This is a genomic window from Caballeronia sp. AZ1_KS37 (assembly GCF_023631165.1).
GTDB lineage: Bacteria > Pseudomonadota > Gammaproteobacteria > Burkholderiales > Burkholderiaceae > Caballeronia > Caballeronia zhejiangensis.
Genome location: NZ_JALQDP010000040.1, coordinates 38846 through 59164, shown reverse-complemented (window position 1 = coordinate 59164; position 20319 = coordinate 38846). Strand labels below are relative to the sequence as shown.

Here is a 20319-nt window from a genome sequence, read left to right as displayed (position 1 = left end):
CCCATCTATTTCCGACGAGACGAACGACATGGACGCACGCGCTAAAACGGGAGTGTCGATCAGGTCCGCGACGAAGCGCTATGGCGCGGTGACGGCGCTCGATGACGTATCGCTCGATATCGCGCCGGGCGAATTCGTCTCGCTGCTCGGGCCTTCTGGCTCGGGCAAGACGACGCTGCTCGGCATTCTCGGCGGCTTCGTGCAGCCGAGCTCGGGCAGCGTGTGGGTCGGCGAGCGTGACATTACATTTGCGCCGCCGCACAAGCGCGATATCGGCATCGTGTTTCAGAACTACGCGCTCTTTCCGCACATGACGGTAGGCGAGAACGTCGCGTTCTCGCTGCGTGCGCGGCGCGAGCCGAAATCGACATGGGCGAAGCGCGTCGCCGAAGCACTCGCCATGGTCGAACTCAAAGGTTATGAAAGCCGCAGCATCCATCAGCTTTCAGGCGGACAGAAGCAACGCGTGGCGCTTGCCCGCGCAATGGTGTTTCAACCGCAACTCATTCTGATGGACGAGCCGTTGTCCGCGCTCGACAAGCAACTGCGCGAGACCATGCAAATCGAATTGCGCAGACTGCATCGGCAGCTCGGGGCGACCATCGTCAACGTGACGCACGACCAGCGCGAAGCACTCACGATGAGCGATCGCGTCGCCGTGTTGAAGGACGGCAGGCTCGTGCAGATCGACACACCCGAGCGCCTGTACGACCGTCCTTGCGATGCGTTCGTCGCGAGCTTCATCGGCGAAGCGACGATGCTCGATGTCACGCGCGCCGGCGACGATGCCGTGCGTCTCGGCGATACGATTCTACGCACCGCGCATCCATTGCCGCGCGGCGAGAAGCTATTGCTCGCGGTGCAAACGGAAAAGCTCGTCATCGACGGCGAGAACCGTCATGCGGATGCGAACCGTCTTTCATGCCGCGTGACCGAAGTGCTCTATCAAGGCGAGAGCCTGCGCGTGTTCGCCGCTCTCGCCGACGGCACGGCGATCAGTCTTCGGCAACCCGGCAGCCACGACGCGCGCAAGCGCATCCCCGAGCCGGGCGCATCGATGACGGTCGCGCTCGATCCGCAAGACACGATCGTCGTGTCGGCCTGATTTCTTCTCACCGCCTGTGCACGGGCGATTTCGACTGCAAACGTAGATACGCAACCCGTAAAGGATGACGCAATGAATCTCACCGATTTCAAGGTCCTGACCTTCGATGTCGTCGGCACGCTGATCAACTTCGAAAAGGGCGTGCTCGATTCCGTGCGCCGGCTGGGCGGAGCGAAGGCAAAGGACCTGACCGACGATCAGATCTTCGAGCCGTACATGGAAGGGCGCGCGAAGTATCCGGGCAGATCGAGTCATGAAATGGCGAACGTGTATCTGCATCTCGCGAGCAAACTCGGCTTGCCCGACGATGCGCAATCCGCCGCGGCATTCCAGCGCGATGTGCTTGAATGGCCCGCATTCGAAGACTCGGTCGCGGCATTGAAGCGTCTGCGCAAGCACTTTCGTCTTGTCGCGATGACCAACGCGGATCGCGTTGCGTTGTCGGCCTATGCTCACACGCTCGGCAATCCGTTCGACGATACCGTCTGCTGCGATGAGACCGGCGTCGCCAAACCCGATCCGCAATTCTTTGCCTATAACCGTGGACGTCAGGCGGCGTTCGGCTATAAGTTCGAAGAGATCCTGCATACGGCGCAGAGCCAGTATCACGATATCGGCATCGCAACGAAGCTCGGTTATTCGACATGCTGGATCGAGCGGCGCCAGGGCATGAAGGGCTTCGGCGCGACACCCGTGCCCGAGAGCGTGACGACGCCGACGTGGAAGTTCGCGACGCTCGCCGCGCTCGCGGATGCCGTCGACGACGAACTCCGCGCCGCCGCCTGACCATGCGCGCCCCGACGACACCGCTGCGCCCGCAACCGGACTCGTTGTGGCGGGCGATAGCCGCGCCGATGAGCACCGGCGCACCGCTCGCACGCGATATCGATGTCGAAGTGGCGATCATCGGCGCGGGCTATTCGGGCTTGAGCGCCGCGTATGCGCTGCAAAAGCGCGGCGTCGAATGCGCGGTGCTCGATGCGAATCCGATCGGCTGGGGCGCAAGCGGACGCAATGGCGGCGTGGTGTCGTCGAAGTTTCGTCTCTCGTTTCCGACGATCGCGAGCACGCATGGCATCGATGTCGCGAAGCGCATGCATCGGCTCGCGCACGATGGCGTGCGCACCGTCGAGGCGTTCGTCGACGAGTTCAAGCTCGAACGCGCGCGCTTCGAACATACGGGCAGCCTGCGTTGCGCGCATACGGAACGTGCGCTCGCATCGATATGCGCCGAGGCGGACTGGGTTCGCACGACGCTCAACGATACGTCGATGAGCGTGCAATCTCGTGCTGAAGTCGAACATGAGACAGGCTCGAAGGGCTTCGTCGGCGGCGTGTTGAGCGCGGACGCGGGCACGATCCTGCCGCTCGAATACGTGCGCGGCATCGCGGCCGGTCTGATCGCGCGCGGCGTGCCGATCTACGAAGCGACGCCTGTCATCGACATGTCGCGCGAACAGGACGGCCGCGTGCTGTTGACGGCGCCCGGCGGCACGGTGCGCGCGAAGCAGGTCATCGTCGCGACGAACGCCTATTCGAATCTGACCGAGGCAACCGCTTCATATCATCGCGAGCTCGTGCCGTTCAGAAGCGCGATGATCGCGACCGCGCCCTTATCTCCGGAACTCGATGCGCAGTTGATGGTGAACCGCCGCAGCTACACCGAAACGCGCCGCATGATGAAGTGGTTCCGCAAGGTCGATGGCCGCATGTTGTTCGGCGGCCGCGACGCGTTCGGCAAGGAAGGCGAGCCGACCGGCTTCGATGCGCTGCAACGCGCGATGGTCGCGCTCTTTCCGCAATTGAAGGACGTGCCGGTGGAATTTCGCTGGTCGGGTTATGTCGGGATGACCTTCAACGCATTGCCGCACGTGGGCCGCAGCGACGATGCGACCACGTTCTGTCTCGGCTATAACGGCGCGGGTGTCGCGATGGCGAGCCTGATCGGTCAGCATGCCGCTGCGCTTGCGCTCGGTGAGAAGCCCGAACTCGCGCTGCTCGCGCAAGACGGCTTGCGGCCCGTACCGTTTCATGCGTTGCGCGCGCCGGGTGTGCGGCTCGTCGCTGCGTGGTATCAGTTCCTCGATGCAGTAGGTGCATGATGACGACAGCCAAACGGATTCTCCAGGACCCCGCCGTGATGCAACCCGCGACGATCGATCCATCGGTGCGGCATCAGCGACGCGAAGACCGCGCGATGCTGCTGTTGATGGCGCCCGCGCTGTTCGTGGTCGTCGTATTGCTCGTCGTGCCGCTCGCGTGGCTGTCGTGGCAATCGTTCTATCACGACGGCGTGTTCTCGCTCGTCAATTACAAGCGTGTCTTTACCGGTGCCTATCTCGACACCTTTCTGCTGACGTTCAAGCTCAGTTTCATCGTGACGGCGATTACGCTGCTGCTCGGCTATCCTGTCGCGTATTTCGCGGCATCGATATCGCCGCGATGGAGCGCGCTCGTGCTCGGCATGGTGATTCTTCCGTTCTGGACGAGCGTGCTCGTGCGAACGTATGCGTGGCTCGTGCTCTTGCAACGCACCGGTCTCATCAACAAGGCGCTGCTCGGCATGGGTCTGATCGAGCGCCCGTTACAGCTTTCGTATAACCAGTTCGGCACGATCATCGCGATGGTGCATATCCTGTTGCCGTTCATGGTGCTGCCGCTCTACTCCGCGATGCAGAAGATTCCGCCAAATCTCTCGCAAGCAGGTGCGAGTCTCGGCGGTTCGCCGCTGCATGTGTTCTTGCGCGTGTTTCTGCCGCTGTCCATGAGCGGCGTGCTCGCGGGCGTCACGCTCGTCTTCGTGCTGTGCCTCGGCTTCTATATCACGCCCGAGCTGATGGGCGGCGGCAAGTCGATGATGGTGTCGATGATCGTGAGCCGCAACGTCGAGATCTACAACAGTTGGGGCGCGGCAAGCTCGGTGAGCGTGGTGCTGCTTATTTGCGTGTGCGCGATCTTCTATTGCGTGAGCCGCGTGATTCCGCTCGAAAAGACACTGGGGGCGAAATGAATACCTTATCGTTCGGCCGCGTGACGCTCGGTGCATCGGTGATGCTGATTCTCGCGTTTCTGATGATTCCCGTGGTTATCGTCGTGCCGCTGTCTTTCTCGGATGCGCGTTTCCTCACGTTTCCGCCGCCTGCGTATTCGTTGCGCTGGTATCACGCGTTCTTCGATAATCCCGCGTGGATCGATGCGGCGAAGACCACCTTTGCGGCCTCGACGTGCGCGGCCTTGATCGCGACGCCGGTCGGCATCGCGGCGGCATACGGCATCCAGTACGGATCGCACTGGTCGTTGCGCTATCTGCGCACATTGCTGATGCTGCCGCTGATGGTGCCGATCATCATCGTTGCAGTGGGCGTGTTCTTCGTCTTCACGCAGATGGGTTATGTGAACACGCTTGGCGGTCTCATCATCGCGGATACGATGCTCGGCCTGCCGTATGTGCTCATCTCCGTCGGCGCGGACTTGCGCACGTTCGATCGCACGCAGGAGATGGTCGCGCGCAGTCTCGGCATGAATCGCTTTCGCGCGTTCATGGCGGTGACGTTGCCGCAGATCAAGGCGAGCGTGATCTCGGGTGCCGTGTTCGTGTTCATTCAGGCGCTCGATGAAACCGTCGTTGCGCTCTTCATTTCGGGCGGCAACAATCAGACGCTCACGCGCCGCATGTTCGTCACGCTGCGCGATGAAATCGATCCGACCATCGCCGCCATCAGCACGATGCTGACGGCGTTGACCTTGTGTCTCGTGATGATCGTCGTCGTGAGCCGGCGATCTTCGGCTGCGGCGCGAGCCTGAATCTTTCACAACGAAAAACCATGCGACATCTACAGCAGTTCTATATCGACGGCGAATGGGTCGAACCGTACGGCGATACACGTTTGCCGGTCATCGATCCATCGACTGAAGAAGCGATCGGCGAGGTCGCGCTCGGCGATGCGCGCGATGTCGATCGCGCGGTCGCGGCGGCGCGGCGTGCGTTCTCATCGTTTTCACGGGCGAGCGTCGCAGAGCGCGTTGCGTTGCTCGAGCGTTTGCTCGAAGCGTATGTCGCGCGTTACGACGAGATGGCCGATGTCATCTCGCGCGAGATCGGCGCACCGGCGAAGCTCGCTCATGCGTGGCAGGCGGCGCTCGGCAAGCGTCATATCGAAGAGACGCTGCGCACGGTCGAACGCTTTCAATGGCAACGCAAGAAGGGCACGACGCTCGTCAATCACGAGCCCGTGGGCGTGGCCGCGCTCATCACGCCGTGGAACTGGCCGATCAATCAGATCGTCTGCAAGGTCGCGCCTGCGCTCGCGGCGGGATGCACGGTGGTGTTGAAGCCGAGCGAAGTGTCGCCGATGAACGCCGTGCTTTTCGCCGAAATCATCGATGCGGCCGGCGTGCCCAAAGGCGTCTTCAATCTCGTCAATGGCGATGGTCCGACCGTCGGCGCGGCATTGAGCGCGCATCCGGATGTGGATATGGTGTCGTTCACCGGATCGACGCGCGCGGGCATCGAGATCGCGAAGCTGGCCGCGCCGACAGTGAAGCGCGTGCATCAGGAACTCGGCGGCAAGTCGGCGAACATCCTGCTGGACGATGCCGATTTCGAAGTAGCCGTCACGGCCGGCGTGAATTCGTGCTTCAGCAACAGCGGTCAATCCTGCAATGCGCCGACGCGAATGCTCGTGCCCGCATCGCGGCACGACGAAGTGGTGCAGATCGCGTTGCGCGCGGCGCAGAAGCAGCGCGTCGGCTCACCGAGCGATCCGGCGACGACGATGGGCCCCGTCGTCAGCGACGTGCAGTTCGAACGCGTGCAGCGGCTGATCGATGTCGGCATAGAAGAGGGCGCTGCACTGGTGACGGGCGGCGCGGGGCGTCCCGCTGGACTCGAACGCGGTTATTACGTGAAGCCGACCGTGTTCGCTAACGTGAATCCTTCGATGACCATCGCGCGCGAGGAAATCTTCGGCCCGGTGCTCGCGATCATGCCGTATCGCGATGAAGAAGAAGCGATCGCCATCGCGAACGACACGCCTTATGGCCTGGCGGCTTACGTGCAATCGCAGGATCAGGAGCGCGCGCGCCGCGTGGCGATGAGAATGCGCGCGGGCAGTGTCTACGTGAACTATCCGGCGTGGGATCCGGGCTCGCCGTTCGGCGGCTACAAGCAGTCGGGCAATGGGCGCGAATATGGCGAGTGGGGACTGGAAGCGTTTCTCGAAGTGAAGGGCATCGTGGGTTACGGCGCCTGAGTCACGGCGTGCGCGGCCGGTTCATGCTTGTCGAGGACCGTGCCGCGCAATGCATCCGCCACGCGCTCGGCGATCATGATCGTCGGCACGTTCGTATTCGCGCATGGAATCGACGGCATCAACGACGCGTCGCATACATGCAGACCTTCGATGCCATGCACCGCGCCGCGCGCATCGGTCACGGCCAGCGGATCGCTCGATGAACCCATGCGGCACGTTCCCGACGGATGCCATGTCCCGCCGACATGGCGCATGACGAACTCGATCATCTTTCGATCATCGGCGAGCAGTTCGTCGATCGTGATGCCTTGCGTCACGACGCCTTTGATCAACGCACCACGCAACGGCCCGGCGATATCGAGCAGCGCGCTCAACGCGCCGCGCTGGAGCGCATTCCATGTTCCCGGCACCGCCACCGCTGCAACGCGCGGTGAATAGCTCGATGGAAAGATCGCATCCATCGAAGCCGATGCAAGCGTTGCAGCGCCGAAACGCAGCGCGAGCTTGAGCCGTTCGAGATCGCGGGAATCGGAGAGCATCGCGAAGTCGACGTTGGGTTCATCGAATGCATTCGCCGATGCCAGCGTGACGCGTCCGCGCGAATAGGACTTGTTGACCCAGAAGAAGATCGTGCCCAGCCGATAACCCACCGAATGCCAGCCCGAACGCGACAGGATCGCGCCGTGCATGTCGCCTTGAACGGTGTCGGCCAGGCCGGATGAAAAGCGCACGATCGCCTGCTCGTGATGTTCATCCGGAAACGGCGTGCGTGCGGCGCGCGGCAAAAACGCGGAGACCGCTATCGAAGGATGTTCCATCAGATTGCGCCCGACGCCGGGACGATCGGCCACTACGTCGATGCCGAGCGCGGCGAGTTCATCGCCGGGGCCGATGCCGCTTCGCATCAGCAATGCGGGACTGTGAATCGCACCCGCCGATACGATCACGCGATGCGCGCGCAAGTCTTCACGCGTGCCGTCGGCGCGAACGATGCGCGCACCGATCGCGCGCTTGCCATCGAACAGAATGCATTCGACGACATCGCCGGTGCGTATCGTCAGATTGCTGCGAGCGCGCGCGGCATCGTCGAGATAGCAAACCGAGGTCGGTATGCGTTCTCCGTTCGCGCTGACCGCGATCGCACCGATGAACGTGCCGTCTTCCCAAGGTCCGTTCTGATCGTCGCGCAAGGCGTGGCCGCTGCCGGCAAGCGAGGCGAGCACCGTGCGCACGAACGGCGAAATGCGCGGCCATGCCGTGCGTTGAATGCGTAACGGGCCATCGCTGCCGTGCAGCGGGCCGGTGACATCGCAATCGGTTTCCAGCTTGCGAAAGTAGGGCAGACACGCTTGCCAGTTCCAGCCATCGGCGCCAAGCGCTTCCCATTCATCGTAATCGGATGGAGAGCCGCGATTGGCCATTAACGCATTGATCGCCGAGCCGCCGCCGAGAAGCCGCGCCTGTTCATAGCGTCGCAGCGCGGCGCGTTCGCTCATGCGCGCTTTCAATGCCTGCCAGATGTTGCGCGTGTCGAGATATGCGCGGCCCGGATAGCGGCTGCGGATGGCATCGGGCATCGTGCGCGCGGAGATGTCGCGGCCCGCTTCGACGAGACACACGGTCGCGCGCGCATCTTCGGAAAGGCGCGCGGCCAGCACGCAGCCGGCCGAGCCGCCGCCCAGAATCAGAAAGTCGAACACGTCGGCGTTATTGCATGAACTTGAGCCAGCGCGCCTTCGCCTGAATGCCGGACTCTGAAGCCCACCATTCTTCGGAAAGCAACGCCTGCTTCGCCGCATTCGCGGGCGCGCTCGGCAATTCGGATGCGCGCTTGTCGGTGATCTTGCCGGTCTTGAATGCAGCCGGATTGCCCGGACCGTAATCGATATAAAGCGGCAGATTCGCCTGCAATTCCGGCGATACGGCCGCGTTAAGGAAGCGCACGGCTTCGTTCATGTTCGGCGCGTTTTTGAGGATGCAAAGCTGCGTGTTCTGCAGAATGCCGTCGTTGAACGTGAAGGCGACATCCGGATTGTCCTTCATTACGGCGCTCGCGCGGCCGTTCCAGATCATCGTCATGTCGACTTCGCCGTCGTGCAGCAATTGCGCCGACTGTCCGCCCGAAGTCCACCACACCGTGACGTTCGGCTTGATCTCTTCGAGCTTCTTGAACGCGCGATCCACGTCGAGCGGATAGAGCTTGTCGCGCTGCACGCCATCCGCGAGCAGTGCGGCTTCGAGCACCGTCATCGGATCGTTGCGCAGTGCGCGCGTGCCGGGGAAGTTCTTGACGTCCCAGAAGTCCTTCCAGCTTTGCGGCACTTTCTTCAGCGACTTCTTGTTATAGCCGATGACCGTCGAATAGAACTCGTACGCCACCGAATAGGGCGTGCGGTATTTTTCGGGAATGGCTGCGGCGTTGGGTAACTTCGAGAAGTCGAGCTTTTCGAGCAGCCCTTCGCGCCCGCCGCGCAAGCAGTTCGACGTGGGCGTATCGACGACGTCCCAGATCGGCTTGCCGGTTGAGCCTTGCGCCTTGATCTGCGGCCACGCATCCGGAATGCTGTCCTGGTTGATCGTGATGCCGAGCTCTTTCGCGGCGGGATCGAGAATCGCCTTGGTTTGCGCTTCCTGATACGCGCCGCCTTGCGATACGAACGTGATCTTGCCCGCTGCGAACGACGGCGCCGCGCTCGCGATGGAGAGCAGCAATGTCATGGCCAGCGGACGAACGGGAAAGTGCGGACAGCGGAATCTTGCAATCTTCATCACGGCGTTTTCCTCGACAAGATTGAAGCAGTGGACGTCCTGCAGATCGCGGTCCCGTCCGGCTTCGAGCGAAGACGAGGACGGCGCGCGGATGACTAAAAATATATTGAGTCAAATACGCGGGGGCAACGCCGGAATTGTTGGAGTGACCATGACCTGATGTTATGTCAGCGCAATGGCCACGTCCGATGCACGTTCAGAAGATCACGTAGACCTTGCGCATGGTTTCATCGACTTCCCATGTGCCTTCGGTGTTCGCCGCGAAGAAGAGCGTATCACCGCCGGTGAAGTGGATCGTGTCCTCGCCATCGGGCGTGAAGCGGCCACGGCCGGCCAGAAAATGCATGACCTCCGCTTCCTTCACCGAACGCCGGTACGTGCCCGGCGTGCATTCGAATACGCCCGTATCGATTGCTTCGCTGCCGGGAATCACTTTTTGCACGCCGGATATCTTTATTTCGTGCGTGCCGGGAAGTCCCGCCGTGCCCCAGTCTTCCAGTCCTTCGATTGCTATGCTCTGTTTGAGTTGCTGTACTTTCATTTGCTTTCTTGCCTCTTGATGGTTTTGGGTGATGTCGGTCTATTAGCACTGCCCCTGTGCGGGGCGGCAGTCACTTTCTTTGCCGTCGACCAGAGTTAGCGCTTTAGCGCTTACTCTGGCCCTTTCAAAGAAAGTAACCAAAGAAAGCAGCTCCCGATACGCCCGCGGTCACACGCAGTTTGGGTAGTCCTCTCGTCGTTCGTGGGCTGCCTAAAGAGTGCCCTCATAGGCCCCATCGGGCTTGGCTCGCGCACGGTCTGCCACATCGCACCACCCAACAAACTGGTTCAGCACCAAATAGCTCCAGCCCGCTTCGCGGCCGATGGGTCCATCGGGAATGCGCGTGCTTCTCTAAGAACGTCTCCATCTCGCCGCCTTCGCCGGACGTTGGTTTCCCTTGCATACCCGGCGGCAGCGCGTAGCGCTGTGCCGAAGCTGTTTCGTGCTGAACCAGCGCGCTCAACGTATTCGGGCGGCAGACCGTGCGCGAGCCACGCCCGATTAGGTGTTTGAGGGCACTCTTTAGGCGAGTGCCATCGAGGACGAGAGAACTACCCAAATTGCGTGTGACCGCGGGCCTGAAAAGCTGCTTTCTTTGCTTACTTTCTTTGCAGCAGCAAAGAAAGTGAGTGCCGCCCCGCACAGGGGCAACGCTAATAGACCGACGCGAAAGCGGGATCCGGCGACTACTGGAAGGAAAGTGAGTGCCGCCCCGCACAGGGGCAGCGCTGATAGACCGACAAGTACACGGGATCCGGCGACCTCACATCACAACCGTAGAACAGTGCTTCAACGAGCCAAACCACCTGCAACTCGAATGCGCCGTTCGATCTTGCCGAGCCGCACGACCGTCACGCCCGGACGCAACTGCCGCAGCGACGGCATCACGAGCATGCAATCGTCATAGGGCGTTTCGACCGCAACGCCCTCCGCCCAGCCGATCACGCTGCCCGCTTTCGGAAACACTTCGAGCCCCGTGTAGGCATCGGCGAAACGGAAGTCCATGCTCCTGGCTACGACCGGTTCCGTCACACGGACAACGAGCATTTCCTGCGGCGATGGCTGAACCCATCCGGCGGGCAAGTCTTCTTCGTCGATCACGCCGGATAGCAAAAGAAAGCGCGCGGTCACGTCGCGCGCGACGGTCACGGCATTCGCTTCCCAGTGCTGTCCGCATTCGATGAGCAACGCGTTCTTGTCGCTCGACGGATCGCCGAAGCCTTCGTAATCGCGCATGCGCCGTCCTTCCGGATGACCTTCGTCGCAGATCACGGTCGCAGGCGTGCCGAGCCTCGCCGACAAGTCGATGCCTTTATCGAGCGGTCCCGCGACGATCAACGGCTTGCTCTTCTCGTGCATCGAATGAAGATCGAGCAGGAGGTCCACCGTATCGATGACGGGCCGCATCGCGCGGGCGCGGCGCAGCTCGCTCGAATCGCGCGACATGTCATCGAGCGCTTGCGCGGTCCATACGCGATTGAAGTCCTGATCGACGAAGCGCGATGCATCGGGCTTGCTCGCATCGAAACGCGCGTAAGCATCGACGTTCGCGAACGCGAGCGTGAGCTTGCCGCGCCGCGGGCGCAGTCCGGCACGCAGCAAGGCATCGACGACGATCGCGCCGCACACTTCGTTGCCGTGCGTGAGCGCGTTGATCATCACATGCGGACCGTCGATGCCCGAATCGAACGTATGCACATACGGCACGCCCGCGTTGCCCGAGGCATGCGCGCCGATATCGGGGAACGCGATCTCGATCGGGTATGCGTTTGAATGCGCATTCATTCGAGCCCGCCCTGGCAGAGATATTTGATCGAGAGGTAATCGTCGAGGCCGTACTTCGAGCCTTCGCGACCATAGCCCGATTCCTTGACGCCGCCGAACGGCGCGGCCTCGCTCGCAATCGCGCCTTCGTTGATGCCGACGAGTCCCGATTCGAGCAGACGCGATACGCGATCGATGCGCTTCAGGTTCTGGCTATAGAAGTACGCTGCGAGGCCGAAAGGCGTGTCATTGGCGGCGCGGATCGCCTCGGCTTCGTCGTCGAAGCGAAACAGCGGCACGACCGGGCCGAAGGTTTCTTCGCAGCTCAACTGCATGTCGGACGTTGCATCGGCGAGCACGGTCGGCGCGTAATAGTTGGGGCCGAGTTCCGCGAGACGCTTGGCGCCCGTCAGCGCGCGTGCGCCGCGCTTCAACGCGTCGTTTACATGACGCTCGATCTTTTCGACCGCGCGCGCGTTGATCATCGGGCCGATCTGCGCATCGGAATCAGTTGCAGGCGCAACTTTCAATGCGGCGACGCGCTTCGCGAGCAGGTCAGCGAACTTGTCATACACGGACGACTGCACATAGACGCGATTCGGGCACACGCAAGTCTGTCCGCCATTGCGGAATTTCGATGCCATCAATCCGGTGACGGCGGCATCGAGATCGGCATCGTCGAATACGATGAAAGGCGCATTGCCGCCGAGTTCCAGCGACAGCTTCTTCAACGTGCCCGCCGATTCCCGCGCGAGATACTTGCCCACCGGCGTCGAGCCGGTGAAGGTGATCTTGCGCACGCGGCCATCTTCGAGCCAGTCGGCGACCGCGTCCTGCGCGTTTTCGCGCGATGCGCTGATGAGATTCAACGCGCCCGCCGGCACGCCCGCTTCATGGGCGAGCATCACGAGCGCGAGCGCCGTGAGCGGCGTATCTTCGGCCGGCTTGCCGACGACCGTGCAACCCGCCGCGAGCGCGGGCGCGATCTTGCGCGCAATCATCGCGAGCGGGAAATTCCACGGCGTGATCGCAGCGACGACGCCGACCGGTTCCTTCACCGCGCTCATGCGCTTGCCGCGTTGCTGCTGCGGAATGATGTCGCCGTAGATGCGCGTGGCTTCGTCCGCGAACCACGCGACGTAAGACGCGCCGTACATCACCTCGCCGCGGCCTTCCGCGAAGGGCTTGCCCTGTTCGAGCGAGATGAGACGTCCGAGCGCATCGGCATGCTCGACGATCAGCGCGTGCCAGCGATGCAGGACCGCGGCGCGATCTTTCGGCAGCGTATCGCGCCACGCGGGGAAGGCGCGCGCGGCGGCATCGGTGGCGGCGCGGGCATCGGCGGGGCCGCTGTCGGCCACTTGCGCGATGACGTCGCCCGTCGCGGGATCGGTGACGGCGAAGCGTCGGCCGCTTGCAGCGGCAACCCATTTGCCGTCGATGAAGTTATCGGCGCGAATCAGATCGCTCAGTTCATATCGTTGCGTCATGATGGTCTCCAGAAAAGTCAGGCGAGCATTTGCGCAATGGCCGCGCCGACTTCCGTCGTCTTCGCCTTGCCGCCGAGATCGCCCGTATGCGGACCTTCCTTCAATACCGCCGTGATCGCGGCAAGCATCGCATCGTGTGCTTCGCGTTCGCCGAGGAAGTCGAGCATCATCGCCGCCGACCAGATCATCGCGACGGGATTCGCGATGCCCTTGCCCGCGATATCCGGCGCGGAGCCATGCACCGGCTCGAACAACGACGGGAAGTTGCGCTCCGGATTCATGTTGGCCGAAGGCGCGATGCCGATCGTGCCCGTGCAGGCCGGACCGAGATCGGAAAGAATGTCGCCGAAGAGATTGGTGGCGACGACCACATCGAAGCGATCCGGGCTCAGTACGAAGCGCGCGCACAGAATGTCGATGTGCTGCTTGTCCCACTTGATCTCGGGATACTGCGCGGCGATTTCGGCGGCGCGCGTATCCCACCACGGCATGCTGATCGAAATGCCGTTGCTTTTAGTTGCGACGGTAACTTTCTTCTCGCGCTTTTGCGCAAGATCGAATGCGAACTTCAACACGCGCTCCGCGCCCTTGCGCGTGAAGATCGACGTCTGCGATACGAACTCGCGTTCGGTGCCTTCGAACATCGTGCCGCCGACCGATGAATACTCGCCTTCGGTGTTCTCGCGCACGATCATGAAGTCGATATCGCCCGCCTTGCGATTCGCGAGCGGCGAGGGCACGCCATCGAAAAGACGAGCGGGGCGCAGATTGATGTATTGATCGAACTCGCGCCGGAATTTGAGCAGCGAGCCCCACAGCGAGATATGGTCGGGAACGGTATCGGGCCAGCCGACCGCGCCGAACAGGATCGCATCGGCATCTTGCAACTGCGCCTTCCAGTCGTCCGGCATCATCTGGCCGTGCTGCGCGTAGTAATCGCAACTTGCCCATTCGATATGCCGGTACTCCAGTTCGATACCGAAGCGCTTGCTCACCGCGTCGAGCGCGCGCACTGCTTCGGGCATCACTTCCTTGCCGATGCCGTCGCCCGGAATCACGGCAATACGATATTTGCTGGACATGTGCTACTCCGCGTGAAAATGATCGACGATAAAAAGCACGCACGTGCATAAAGCGCGTGCGTCCGTTGAATGCATGAGAATGAGAGGCGCGCGCCTCAGTGATGGTTCTGCGAGAAGAGCGTTTCGAGCGGGTAATGCGTCTTCACGAACGACGTCTTGATGATGACGTAACTGAAGTACTTCTCGATGCCGATGCCGCGCTCCAGCAGCCCTTCGATAATACTTTGATAGTGACTCACGCTGCGCGTGACGAACTTGAGCAGATAGTCGTAACCGCCGCTCGCGAGATGACATTCGACGATCTCGTCGACATCCTTCACGGCATTCACGAAGTTGATGAAGTCTTCGCGGCGATGATCGGCGAGCGTGACTTCGGTGAAGACCACCTGCACGTCGCCGAGCTTTTCGAGCTGAATCTGCGCGCCATAACCGACGATATAACCCGCCTTTTCCAGCCGTTTCACGCGAATCAGGCAAGGGCTGGGCGAGAGGCCGACCGCATCGGCGAGTTCCACGTTCGTGATGCGCCCGCGCTTCTGCAATTGCGAGAGGATACGCAGATCGATTCGGTCCAGCTTGCTGTCGGTGCTCATCGCGGCGGGTTCGGTCTCGCATGTCGGCGGTCGGTCGATGTTATCACGCAGCCGCGCGCGAACTAAAGCCCGATGCGCCTTTCAATGCATCGCGCACGTCGCTTTGCGCGAGTACATCGTCGAGTGTCTTCGTGAGGCGCTCGAACAGCATGTCGAAGTTCGCTTCGGTATAACAAAGCGCGGGCGCGAAGCCGAGAATGTTATCGCCGAATGCGCGGAACACGAGGCCGTTTGCATAAGCTGCGGCGGCAATGCGGTCGGGCAGCTTGAGCGATGCATCGAAGCCGCGCTTGCTGTTTTTATCGGCGACGAGTTCGAGCGCGCCGAGCAAGCCGCGATGCCGCGAATCGCCGACGAGCGGATGACCGAGCAACGCGTCGAGCCCTTGCGCGAAACGCGGCGCCAGCGATTGCGCATTCGCGAGCAGGCCGCCTTCGTGATACAGCCGCATCACTTCGAGGCCGATCGCTGCGCTCACCGGATGCGCCGAATACGTATGTCCATGACCGATGACCGCCGACACATCTCCGCCATCCGCGATGCCCTGGTAGACCGCATCGGACATGAGGACCGCGCCCATCGGCGCATAACCCGCGGTGAGTCCCTTCGCGACCGTCATCAGATCGGGCTCGACGCCTTCGCCTTCGCACGCGAAGAGCGGGCCAGTGCGGCCGAAGCCCGTGATGACTTCATCCGCGACGAAGAGGATATCGAGCTTGCGGCACGCTTCGCGCATCGCCTTCAGCCAGCCTTTGGGCGGCACGATTACGCCGCCCGAGCCTTGAATCGGCTCGCAGAAGAATGCGGCGACGTTGTCCGCGCCGAGTTCCGCGACCTTGGCTTCGAGCGCTTGCACCGAAGCGGCGATGAGCGCGGCGTCATCGGCGTAATCGTTGCGGTACGCGTACGGCGAAGGAATGTGATGCTGCGTCGGCAGCGGCAAATCGAAGTTGCGATGGAACGCAGGCAACGCGGTCATGCCCGCGCCGATCGACGACGATCCGTGATAGCCGCGTTGCAGCGCGATGAAATGCTTCTTCGACGGACGGCCCGTCGCGTTGTAGTAGTGCGTGATGAAGCGCAGCGCGGAATCGACGGCATCGGAGCCGCCGAGCGTGAAGTACACATGTTGCAGCGAAGCAGGCGCGAGCTCGACGAGCTTCGCGGCGAGTTCGATGGCAGGCTCCGAGCCGAAATGAAAATAGCCCGTGGCGTAGGGCAGTTTCGCCATCTGCTTCGCGGCGGCCTCGACGATGCTCGCGTGTCCATAACCCGTGTTCACGCACCACAGGCCGGAGAACGCATCGAGCAGTTCGCGGCCTTCGATGTCGCGCAGGAACACGCCATCGGCGGAATCGAGCACGGTGACGCCGCGCGCTTCATGCGCGCGATAACTGACGACTGGATGAATCAGATGCTTACGGTCGGACTCGACAAGCGACTTGATCGACATGATGCGGCTCTCTCTTCGCGAAGGGGGCGGAATGGCTCTTGACCGTTTCATACTATCGGCAGAGCCGCATCGCGTGCATCGCCAAAAAAATCGCCAAAAAGCGAATCCGCAGCGTTTTGCGGGGGGCGCGCAGCATTTTCTGCTGCGGCCTTCGCGGTCTTTGCCCGACGATTCAATAGCCGCGCGTGCGGTCGATTTCGCCGATCATGCGCTCGCCCGCGCGATGACGGCGCAAGTTCTCCAACACCATTTCGACGGCGGTTTCGGGCCGCGTGGCGCTCGCGATATGCGGCGTGAGACGCACACGCGGGTGCGTCCAGAAAGGATGCTCGCGCGGCAAGGGCTCGGGATCGGTGACGTCGAGAATCGCGGCGTTCAGATGCCCGCTATCGAGCGCATCGAGCAGATCCTGCTGGATCACATGCGGACCGCGCCCGACATTGATGAACGATGCGCCCTTCGGCAAGGTCTCGAACACGCGTTTGCCGATAAGCCCGCGCGTCGCATCCGTGAGCGGCAGCAGGCACACGAGGATATCGGTGCGCGCGAGAAACGCATCGAGCGATGCCGCGCCCGCATGACATTCGACGCCTTCGATCTCATGCGGCGAACGGCTCCAGCCCGCGCAATCGAAGCCGAACGCACGCAGCGTGTTCAGCACGGCGGTGCCGAGCATGCCGAGACCGAGCACGCCGACGCGCCGCGTCGAAGCCGCGCGCACCGGCATCTCGCGCCACACGCGCTCGCGTTGCTGCGCGGCGTAATCGAAAAGATCGCGATGAATCGTGAGCACGGCTTGCGTCACATACTCGACCATGCCTTCGACGATGCCCGGCTCCGTCATCCGCACGACCGCGACATGCGGCGGCACGCCGGACAGATCGAACTGATCGATGCCCGCGCCGACCGAGAAGATCACGTCGAGATTGGGGAATGTCTGCATGACATCCGCGGGCGGCTGCCACGCGGCGAGATAGCGCACGGCATTGGCATCGCCGATATCGGGCCATACGCGAAACGGCACGTCGGGCGCTTTCAGCGCGAAGTGCGTGGCCCATTGCTTGCCGCGTTCGGGATCGGCTTTATAGAGGATCGTCATCGTGTTCAACCCAGCGCCTGGTTGATGATCGCAAACTGCGCTACCGATGCGTCATGCGGCGGCGTGCCATTGCGCGCCATCTTGATGACGGTATCGACGCGTTTCATGCCGATGCTTTCGAGCCACGCCGACAAGCCGCTTTCATCGGGCGTGTCGATGCGCGTGAACTTGCCTTCGTCACGCGCGAGCCAATGGGCGATGAGCGCTTGCGCGCGGCGCGCGTGCTGCGCGTCGGCGGTGACGGAAACCACCGGACCGATTGCATGGCCGCGCCCGAATTCGCGGATCAGCGCGAAGCCCAGCACTTCGCCGTCGCGTTCGAGCACGATGCCGTCGGCAACTTTCAGCAACGCAGGCAGGAGCGTGCTTCGATCGAGTCCGCTTGCGCGCGATGCAAGCGCGACGAGTGCATTCGTATCGCGCGGATCGATCGCACGCAGGCGCTCGCCTTGCGCGAGATCGATGCGCGGCACGGCGAAATCGGCGGATTGATGCTGATGAATCGCACCGATGCGCGCGAACCCGAGCTTCGCGTAAAGCGGCTCGCCTGCGGGCGTCGCGTGCAGCACGGTGATGCGCTTGCCGAGCGCTTCGAGCAGCAGTTCCATCAGCTTGCGGCCGATGCCTTTGCCCTGGCAGTCCGGCGCGACGATCACCATGCCGAGCGATCCGCCATCGTCGCCGTACTTCCAGCACAGCGCGGTGCCGACGACACGCTCGCCTTCCTGCGCGATGAAGCCCGCGCCGGCGTCGAGCACGAAGCGCCAGTCGTCGGCGCGATGCGGCCATTTGACTTCGACCGAAAGCGCGTGAGCGGCGGCGATGTCATCGGCGGTGAAAGGGCGATACAGCAGAGTGGATGTTTCGGCAGCGGACACGGCATGCTCCACGTCAGAGGATGCCCGCCACTGTGACACGCGGCCCTCGCGCGCGGATAGGACGATCCTGTTGCTTACGCGGCGCTTGCCTTGTTGCGCATTCCGAGCCACGTCAATCCGGCCGCGCCGAATCCAAGCGCCGCGACCGCGATCCACAACGCGATGGAAAACGATCCGGTGTGCGCGGCGATCGGTGCGGCGACGAGCGGTCCCGCGATCTGACCGAGCCCGTATGAGGCGGTCGCGTATCCCATCAATCCGGCTGCGGCTTCGCCGCGCAGACGGCGCGCTTCGCGCATCGCGAACAGGGTGATGGCCGTGAACGGCAAGCCCAGCAGCAGACTGCCGATGCCGAAGCCGAGCGCGCTCGGAAACACGATGCCGAGCAAGATGCCGAGCGCCTGAATCAGATAGCACGCAGCGCAAAGCAGCCGGTTGTCCCACGACAGCGGCAGCCGCGCGGCGACCAGCGCGCCGGCGATCAGCGCCAGTCCGAAGGCAGGCCAGAACAGATCGGGCCACGGCGAGCCCGGCAAGGCCTGTCGCGCGATGACGGGCAGAAACGTCGCGGTGATGATGTAGCCGAATCCCGCGAGACCGTAAAGGCCGACGAGCCCGATCGAATCGACGCGCGCCGATGCGTTCGCCACGCTTTTGGCGGCATGCGCCGGGCTGCGCGCGACCGGCGCCCGATGCGCGAACGCCTGCCACACGAACACGCCCGCCACCGCCGAGCAGAGCGCGAATCCGATCCATACCGATGGCGCGGGCACGCCGAGCGCCGCGGCGGCCGCGCCGAGCAAACCGGTCGCGACGATGCCCACGCCCGGCCCCGCGTAGATGACGCCGGCGAGACCGTGCGCATCGAGTTCCGCGAGCCGGCGCAATCCCCATTGCGACGCGAACACGAAGGCCCACGCGCTGACGACGCCCGCCGCGAAACGTATCGCGGCCCACATCCAGAAGAGATGGATGATGCCCATCGCGAGCGTCAGCGCGATGGTCCCCGCGAGCGCGAGACGCACCATGCGCGCGTGATCGATGCGGATCGCCGCGCACGACAACGCGCCGATCAGATAGCCGGCGTAATTGGCCGATGCGAGCCAGCCGCCGTGCCGGATATCGAGCGCGCCGCTGTTGAGCATCAGCGGGAGGAGCGGCGTGAAGGCGAACCGGCCGACGCCGAGCGCCACCGCCAGCACGACGGCGCACGCGAGCGCGGCGTTTCGGGCGTGATGCGCGGGCAGCGGCGAAGCGTGAGCGTGCGAGGCCATGAGTCGGTCGGCGAAGAAGGGATAAACCCCATCGTAGCTTGACCGATCCATCTTGAAAAATGAATAATCGAGATGCGATCAATCTTCGGAAAAGATCATGGATTTGTCTGCATTGAACATTTTCAGGGCCGTCGTGCGCGAAAACGGCGTGACGCGCGCGGCCGCGAAGCTCAATCGCGTGCAGTCGAACGTGACGACGCGCATCCGTCAACTGGAGGAGACGCTCGGCACCGATCTCTTCATCCGCGATGGCCGCCGTCTCGTGCTGACGCCCGCCGGCGAAACCCTGCTGCCGTATGCCGAACGTCTGCTCGCGCTCGCGGAGGAGGCGCGTCATGCGGTCAGCGAGAATCGTCCGCAGGGGCGGCTGCGGCTCGGGACGATGGAGAGCACCGCCGCGAGCCGTCTGCCGCGCGTGCTGGCCGCGTATCACCAGCGCTGGCCGCAGGTCACGCTCGAACTGACGACGGGCGTGACGCGCGCGCTCATCGACAGCGTGCGTGCGTTCGAAGTCGACGCGGCGGTGATGGCGCGGCCGATCGAGCCCGACACGCTGCCCGCCGAGCAATTCGAGTCCGTGCCAGTGTTCGAGGAGGAACTGACGCTCGTCACGCCGCGCGGGCAGCATCCGTCGACGATGGCGCAGGCGAGCGCCGGCCTCACGCTCATCGCGTTCGAGCGTGGCTGCGCGTATCGCTCATACGCGACGCGCTGGTACGAGCAGCAGGGCATCCGTCCCGCGCGGGTGCTGGAACTGGGTTCGTATCACGCGATCGTCGCGTGCGTGGCGGCCGGTGCGGGCGTCGCGGTGGCGCCGCGCTCGGTGCTCGAACTCGCGCGTCTGGATGACGAAGTGGATCTGCATCCGATGGGCGAATTCGGTCGCATCGACACCTTGCTCGTCTGGCGCAAGGGGCATTTTTCGGCCGCGCTCAACGCGATGCGCGAGCTTCTGGCGGAACGTCCCGATGACGCAAAGGCGGCGTGACGATGTCGTCTGGCATCAGTTAGCTATCGAA

General features: G+C 62.9%; 18 protein-coding genes. 7 read left to right on the top strand and 11 right to left on the bottom strand.

Annotation, left to right across the window (positions count from 1 at the left end):
- The first annotated feature begins 28 nt into the window (after window positions 1–28).
- The 6 genes from NCS00_RS27805 (at window position 29) to NCS00_RS27780 (ending at window position 6357) form a co-directional block, all read left to right on the top strand.
- Complete coding sequence (locus NCS00_RS27805) at window positions 29–1105, top strand: ABC transporter ATP-binding protein (RefSeq protein WP_008346979.1); 1077 nt, start codon at window positions 29–31, stop codon at window positions 1103–1105.
- 72 nt (window positions 1106–1177) lie between these two features.
- Window positions 1178–1891 (top strand): HAD-IA family hydrolase, encoded by a 714-nt coding sequence (locus tag NCS00_RS27800; RefSeq protein ID WP_008346978.1) that lies wholly within the window; start codon window positions 1178–1180, stop codon window positions 1889–1891.
- Between the two features lie 2 nt (window positions 1892–1893).
- A complete protein-coding gene (locus NCS00_RS27795; protein WP_250441535.1) occupies window positions 1894–3207 on the top strand; it encodes an NAD(P)/FAD-dependent oxidoreductase in 1314 nt (437 codons plus the stop codon).
- Complete coding sequence (locus NCS00_RS27790) at window positions 3204–4115, top strand: ABC transporter permease (RefSeq protein ID WP_008346976.1); 912 nt, start codon at window positions 3204–3206, stop codon at window positions 4113–4115. The genes NCS00_RS27795 and NCS00_RS27790 overlap by 4 nt, the downstream gene beginning before the upstream one ends.
- The gene (locus tag NCS00_RS27785) at window positions 4112–4909 is read left to right on the top strand and encodes an ABC transporter permease (protein WP_008346975.1); all 798 of its coding nucleotides are present in this window, start codon (window positions 4112–4114) and stop codon (window positions 4907–4909) included. Before NCS00_RS27790 ends, NCS00_RS27785 begins: the two co-directional genes overlap by 4 nt.
- Window positions 4910–4929: 20 nt before the next feature.
- On the top strand, window positions 4930–6357 hold the full coding sequence (locus tag NCS00_RS27780) for an aldehyde dehydrogenase family protein (RefSeq protein ID WP_250441534.1): 1428 nt from the start codon (window positions 4930–4932) through the stop codon (window positions 6355–6357).
- Here the strand turns inward: NCS00_RS27780 and NCS00_RS27775 are convergent.
- From NCS00_RS27775 to NCS00_RS27725, 11 genes are all read right to left on the bottom strand, one after another.
- Window positions 6345–8057 (bottom strand): GMC family oxidoreductase, encoded by a 1713-nt coding sequence (locus tag NCS00_RS27775; RefSeq protein ID WP_250441533.1) that lies wholly within the window; start codon window positions 8055–8057, stop codon window positions 6345–6347. The genes NCS00_RS27780 and NCS00_RS27775 overlap by 13 nt on opposite strands.
- A 7-nt stretch (window positions 8058–8064) precedes the next feature.
- Window positions 8065–9126 carry an ABC transporter substrate-binding protein gene (locus tag NCS00_RS27770; protein WP_008346971.1) on the bottom strand — a complete coding sequence of 354 codons (1062 nt, stop codon included), beginning with the start codon at window positions 9124–9126 and terminating at the stop codon, window positions 8065–8067.
- 196 nt (window positions 9127–9322) lie between these two features.
- Window positions 9323–9667 (bottom strand): cupin domain-containing protein, encoded by a 345-nt coding sequence (locus NCS00_RS27765; RefSeq protein WP_175981460.1) that lies wholly within the window; start codon window positions 9665–9667, stop codon window positions 9323–9325.
- Window positions 9668–10456: 789 nt separating this feature from the next.
- The gene (locus tag NCS00_RS27760) at window positions 10457–11452 is read right to left on the bottom strand and encodes a M14 family metallopeptidase (RefSeq protein ID WP_250441532.1); all 996 of its coding nucleotides are present in this window, start codon (window positions 11450–11452) and stop codon (window positions 10457–10459) included.
- Complete coding sequence (locus NCS00_RS27755; RefSeq protein WP_008346965.1) at window positions 11449–12921, bottom strand: NAD-dependent succinate-semialdehyde dehydrogenase; 1473 nt, start codon at window positions 12919–12921, stop codon at window positions 11449–11451. Before NCS00_RS27755 ends, NCS00_RS27760 begins: the two co-directional genes overlap by 4 nt.
- 17 nt (window positions 12922–12938) lie before the next feature.
- Entirely contained in the window at window positions 12939–14003 is a 1065-nt protein-coding gene (locus NCS00_RS27750; RefSeq protein ID WP_008346962.1) for a tartrate dehydrogenase, read from the bottom strand.
- Between the two features lie 95 nt (window positions 14004–14098).
- The gene (locus NCS00_RS27745; RefSeq protein WP_008346961.1) at window positions 14099–14596 is read right to left on the bottom strand and encodes an Lrp/AsnC family transcriptional regulator; all 498 of its coding nucleotides are present in this window, start codon (window positions 14594–14596) and stop codon (window positions 14099–14101) included.
- A 43-nt stretch (window positions 14597–14639) separates the two neighbouring features.
- Window positions 14640–16049, bottom strand: a complete 1410-nt coding sequence (locus tag NCS00_RS27740; RefSeq protein ID WP_250441531.1) for an aspartate aminotransferase family protein — start codon at window positions 16047–16049, stop codon at window positions 14640–14642.
- A 172-nt stretch (window positions 16050–16221) separates the two neighbouring features.
- Complete coding sequence (locus NCS00_RS27735) at window positions 16222–17148, bottom strand: 2-hydroxyacid dehydrogenase (protein ID WP_250437461.1); 927 nt, start codon at window positions 17146–17148, stop codon at window positions 16222–16224.
- A gap of 5 nt (window positions 17149–17153) precedes the next feature.
- On the bottom strand, window positions 17154–18026 hold the full coding sequence (locus tag NCS00_RS27730; protein ID WP_250441530.1) for a GNAT family N-acetyltransferase: 873 nt from the start codon (window positions 18024–18026) through the stop codon (window positions 17154–17156).
- A 74-nt stretch (window positions 18027–18100) separates the two neighbouring features.
- On the bottom strand, window positions 18101–19300 hold the full coding sequence (locus NCS00_RS27725; RefSeq protein WP_250441529.1) for a YbfB/YjiJ family MFS transporter: 1200 nt from the start codon (window positions 19298–19300) through the stop codon (window positions 18101–18103).
- A gap of 97 nt (window positions 19301–19397) precedes the next feature.
- Between NCS00_RS27725 and NCS00_RS27720 the strand changes: the two genes are divergently transcribed.
- On the top strand, window positions 19398–20288 hold the full coding sequence (locus NCS00_RS27720; RefSeq protein WP_008346954.1) for a LysR family transcriptional regulator: 891 nt from the start codon (window positions 19398–19400) through the stop codon (window positions 20286–20288).
- Window positions 20289–20319 lie beyond the last annotated feature (31 nt).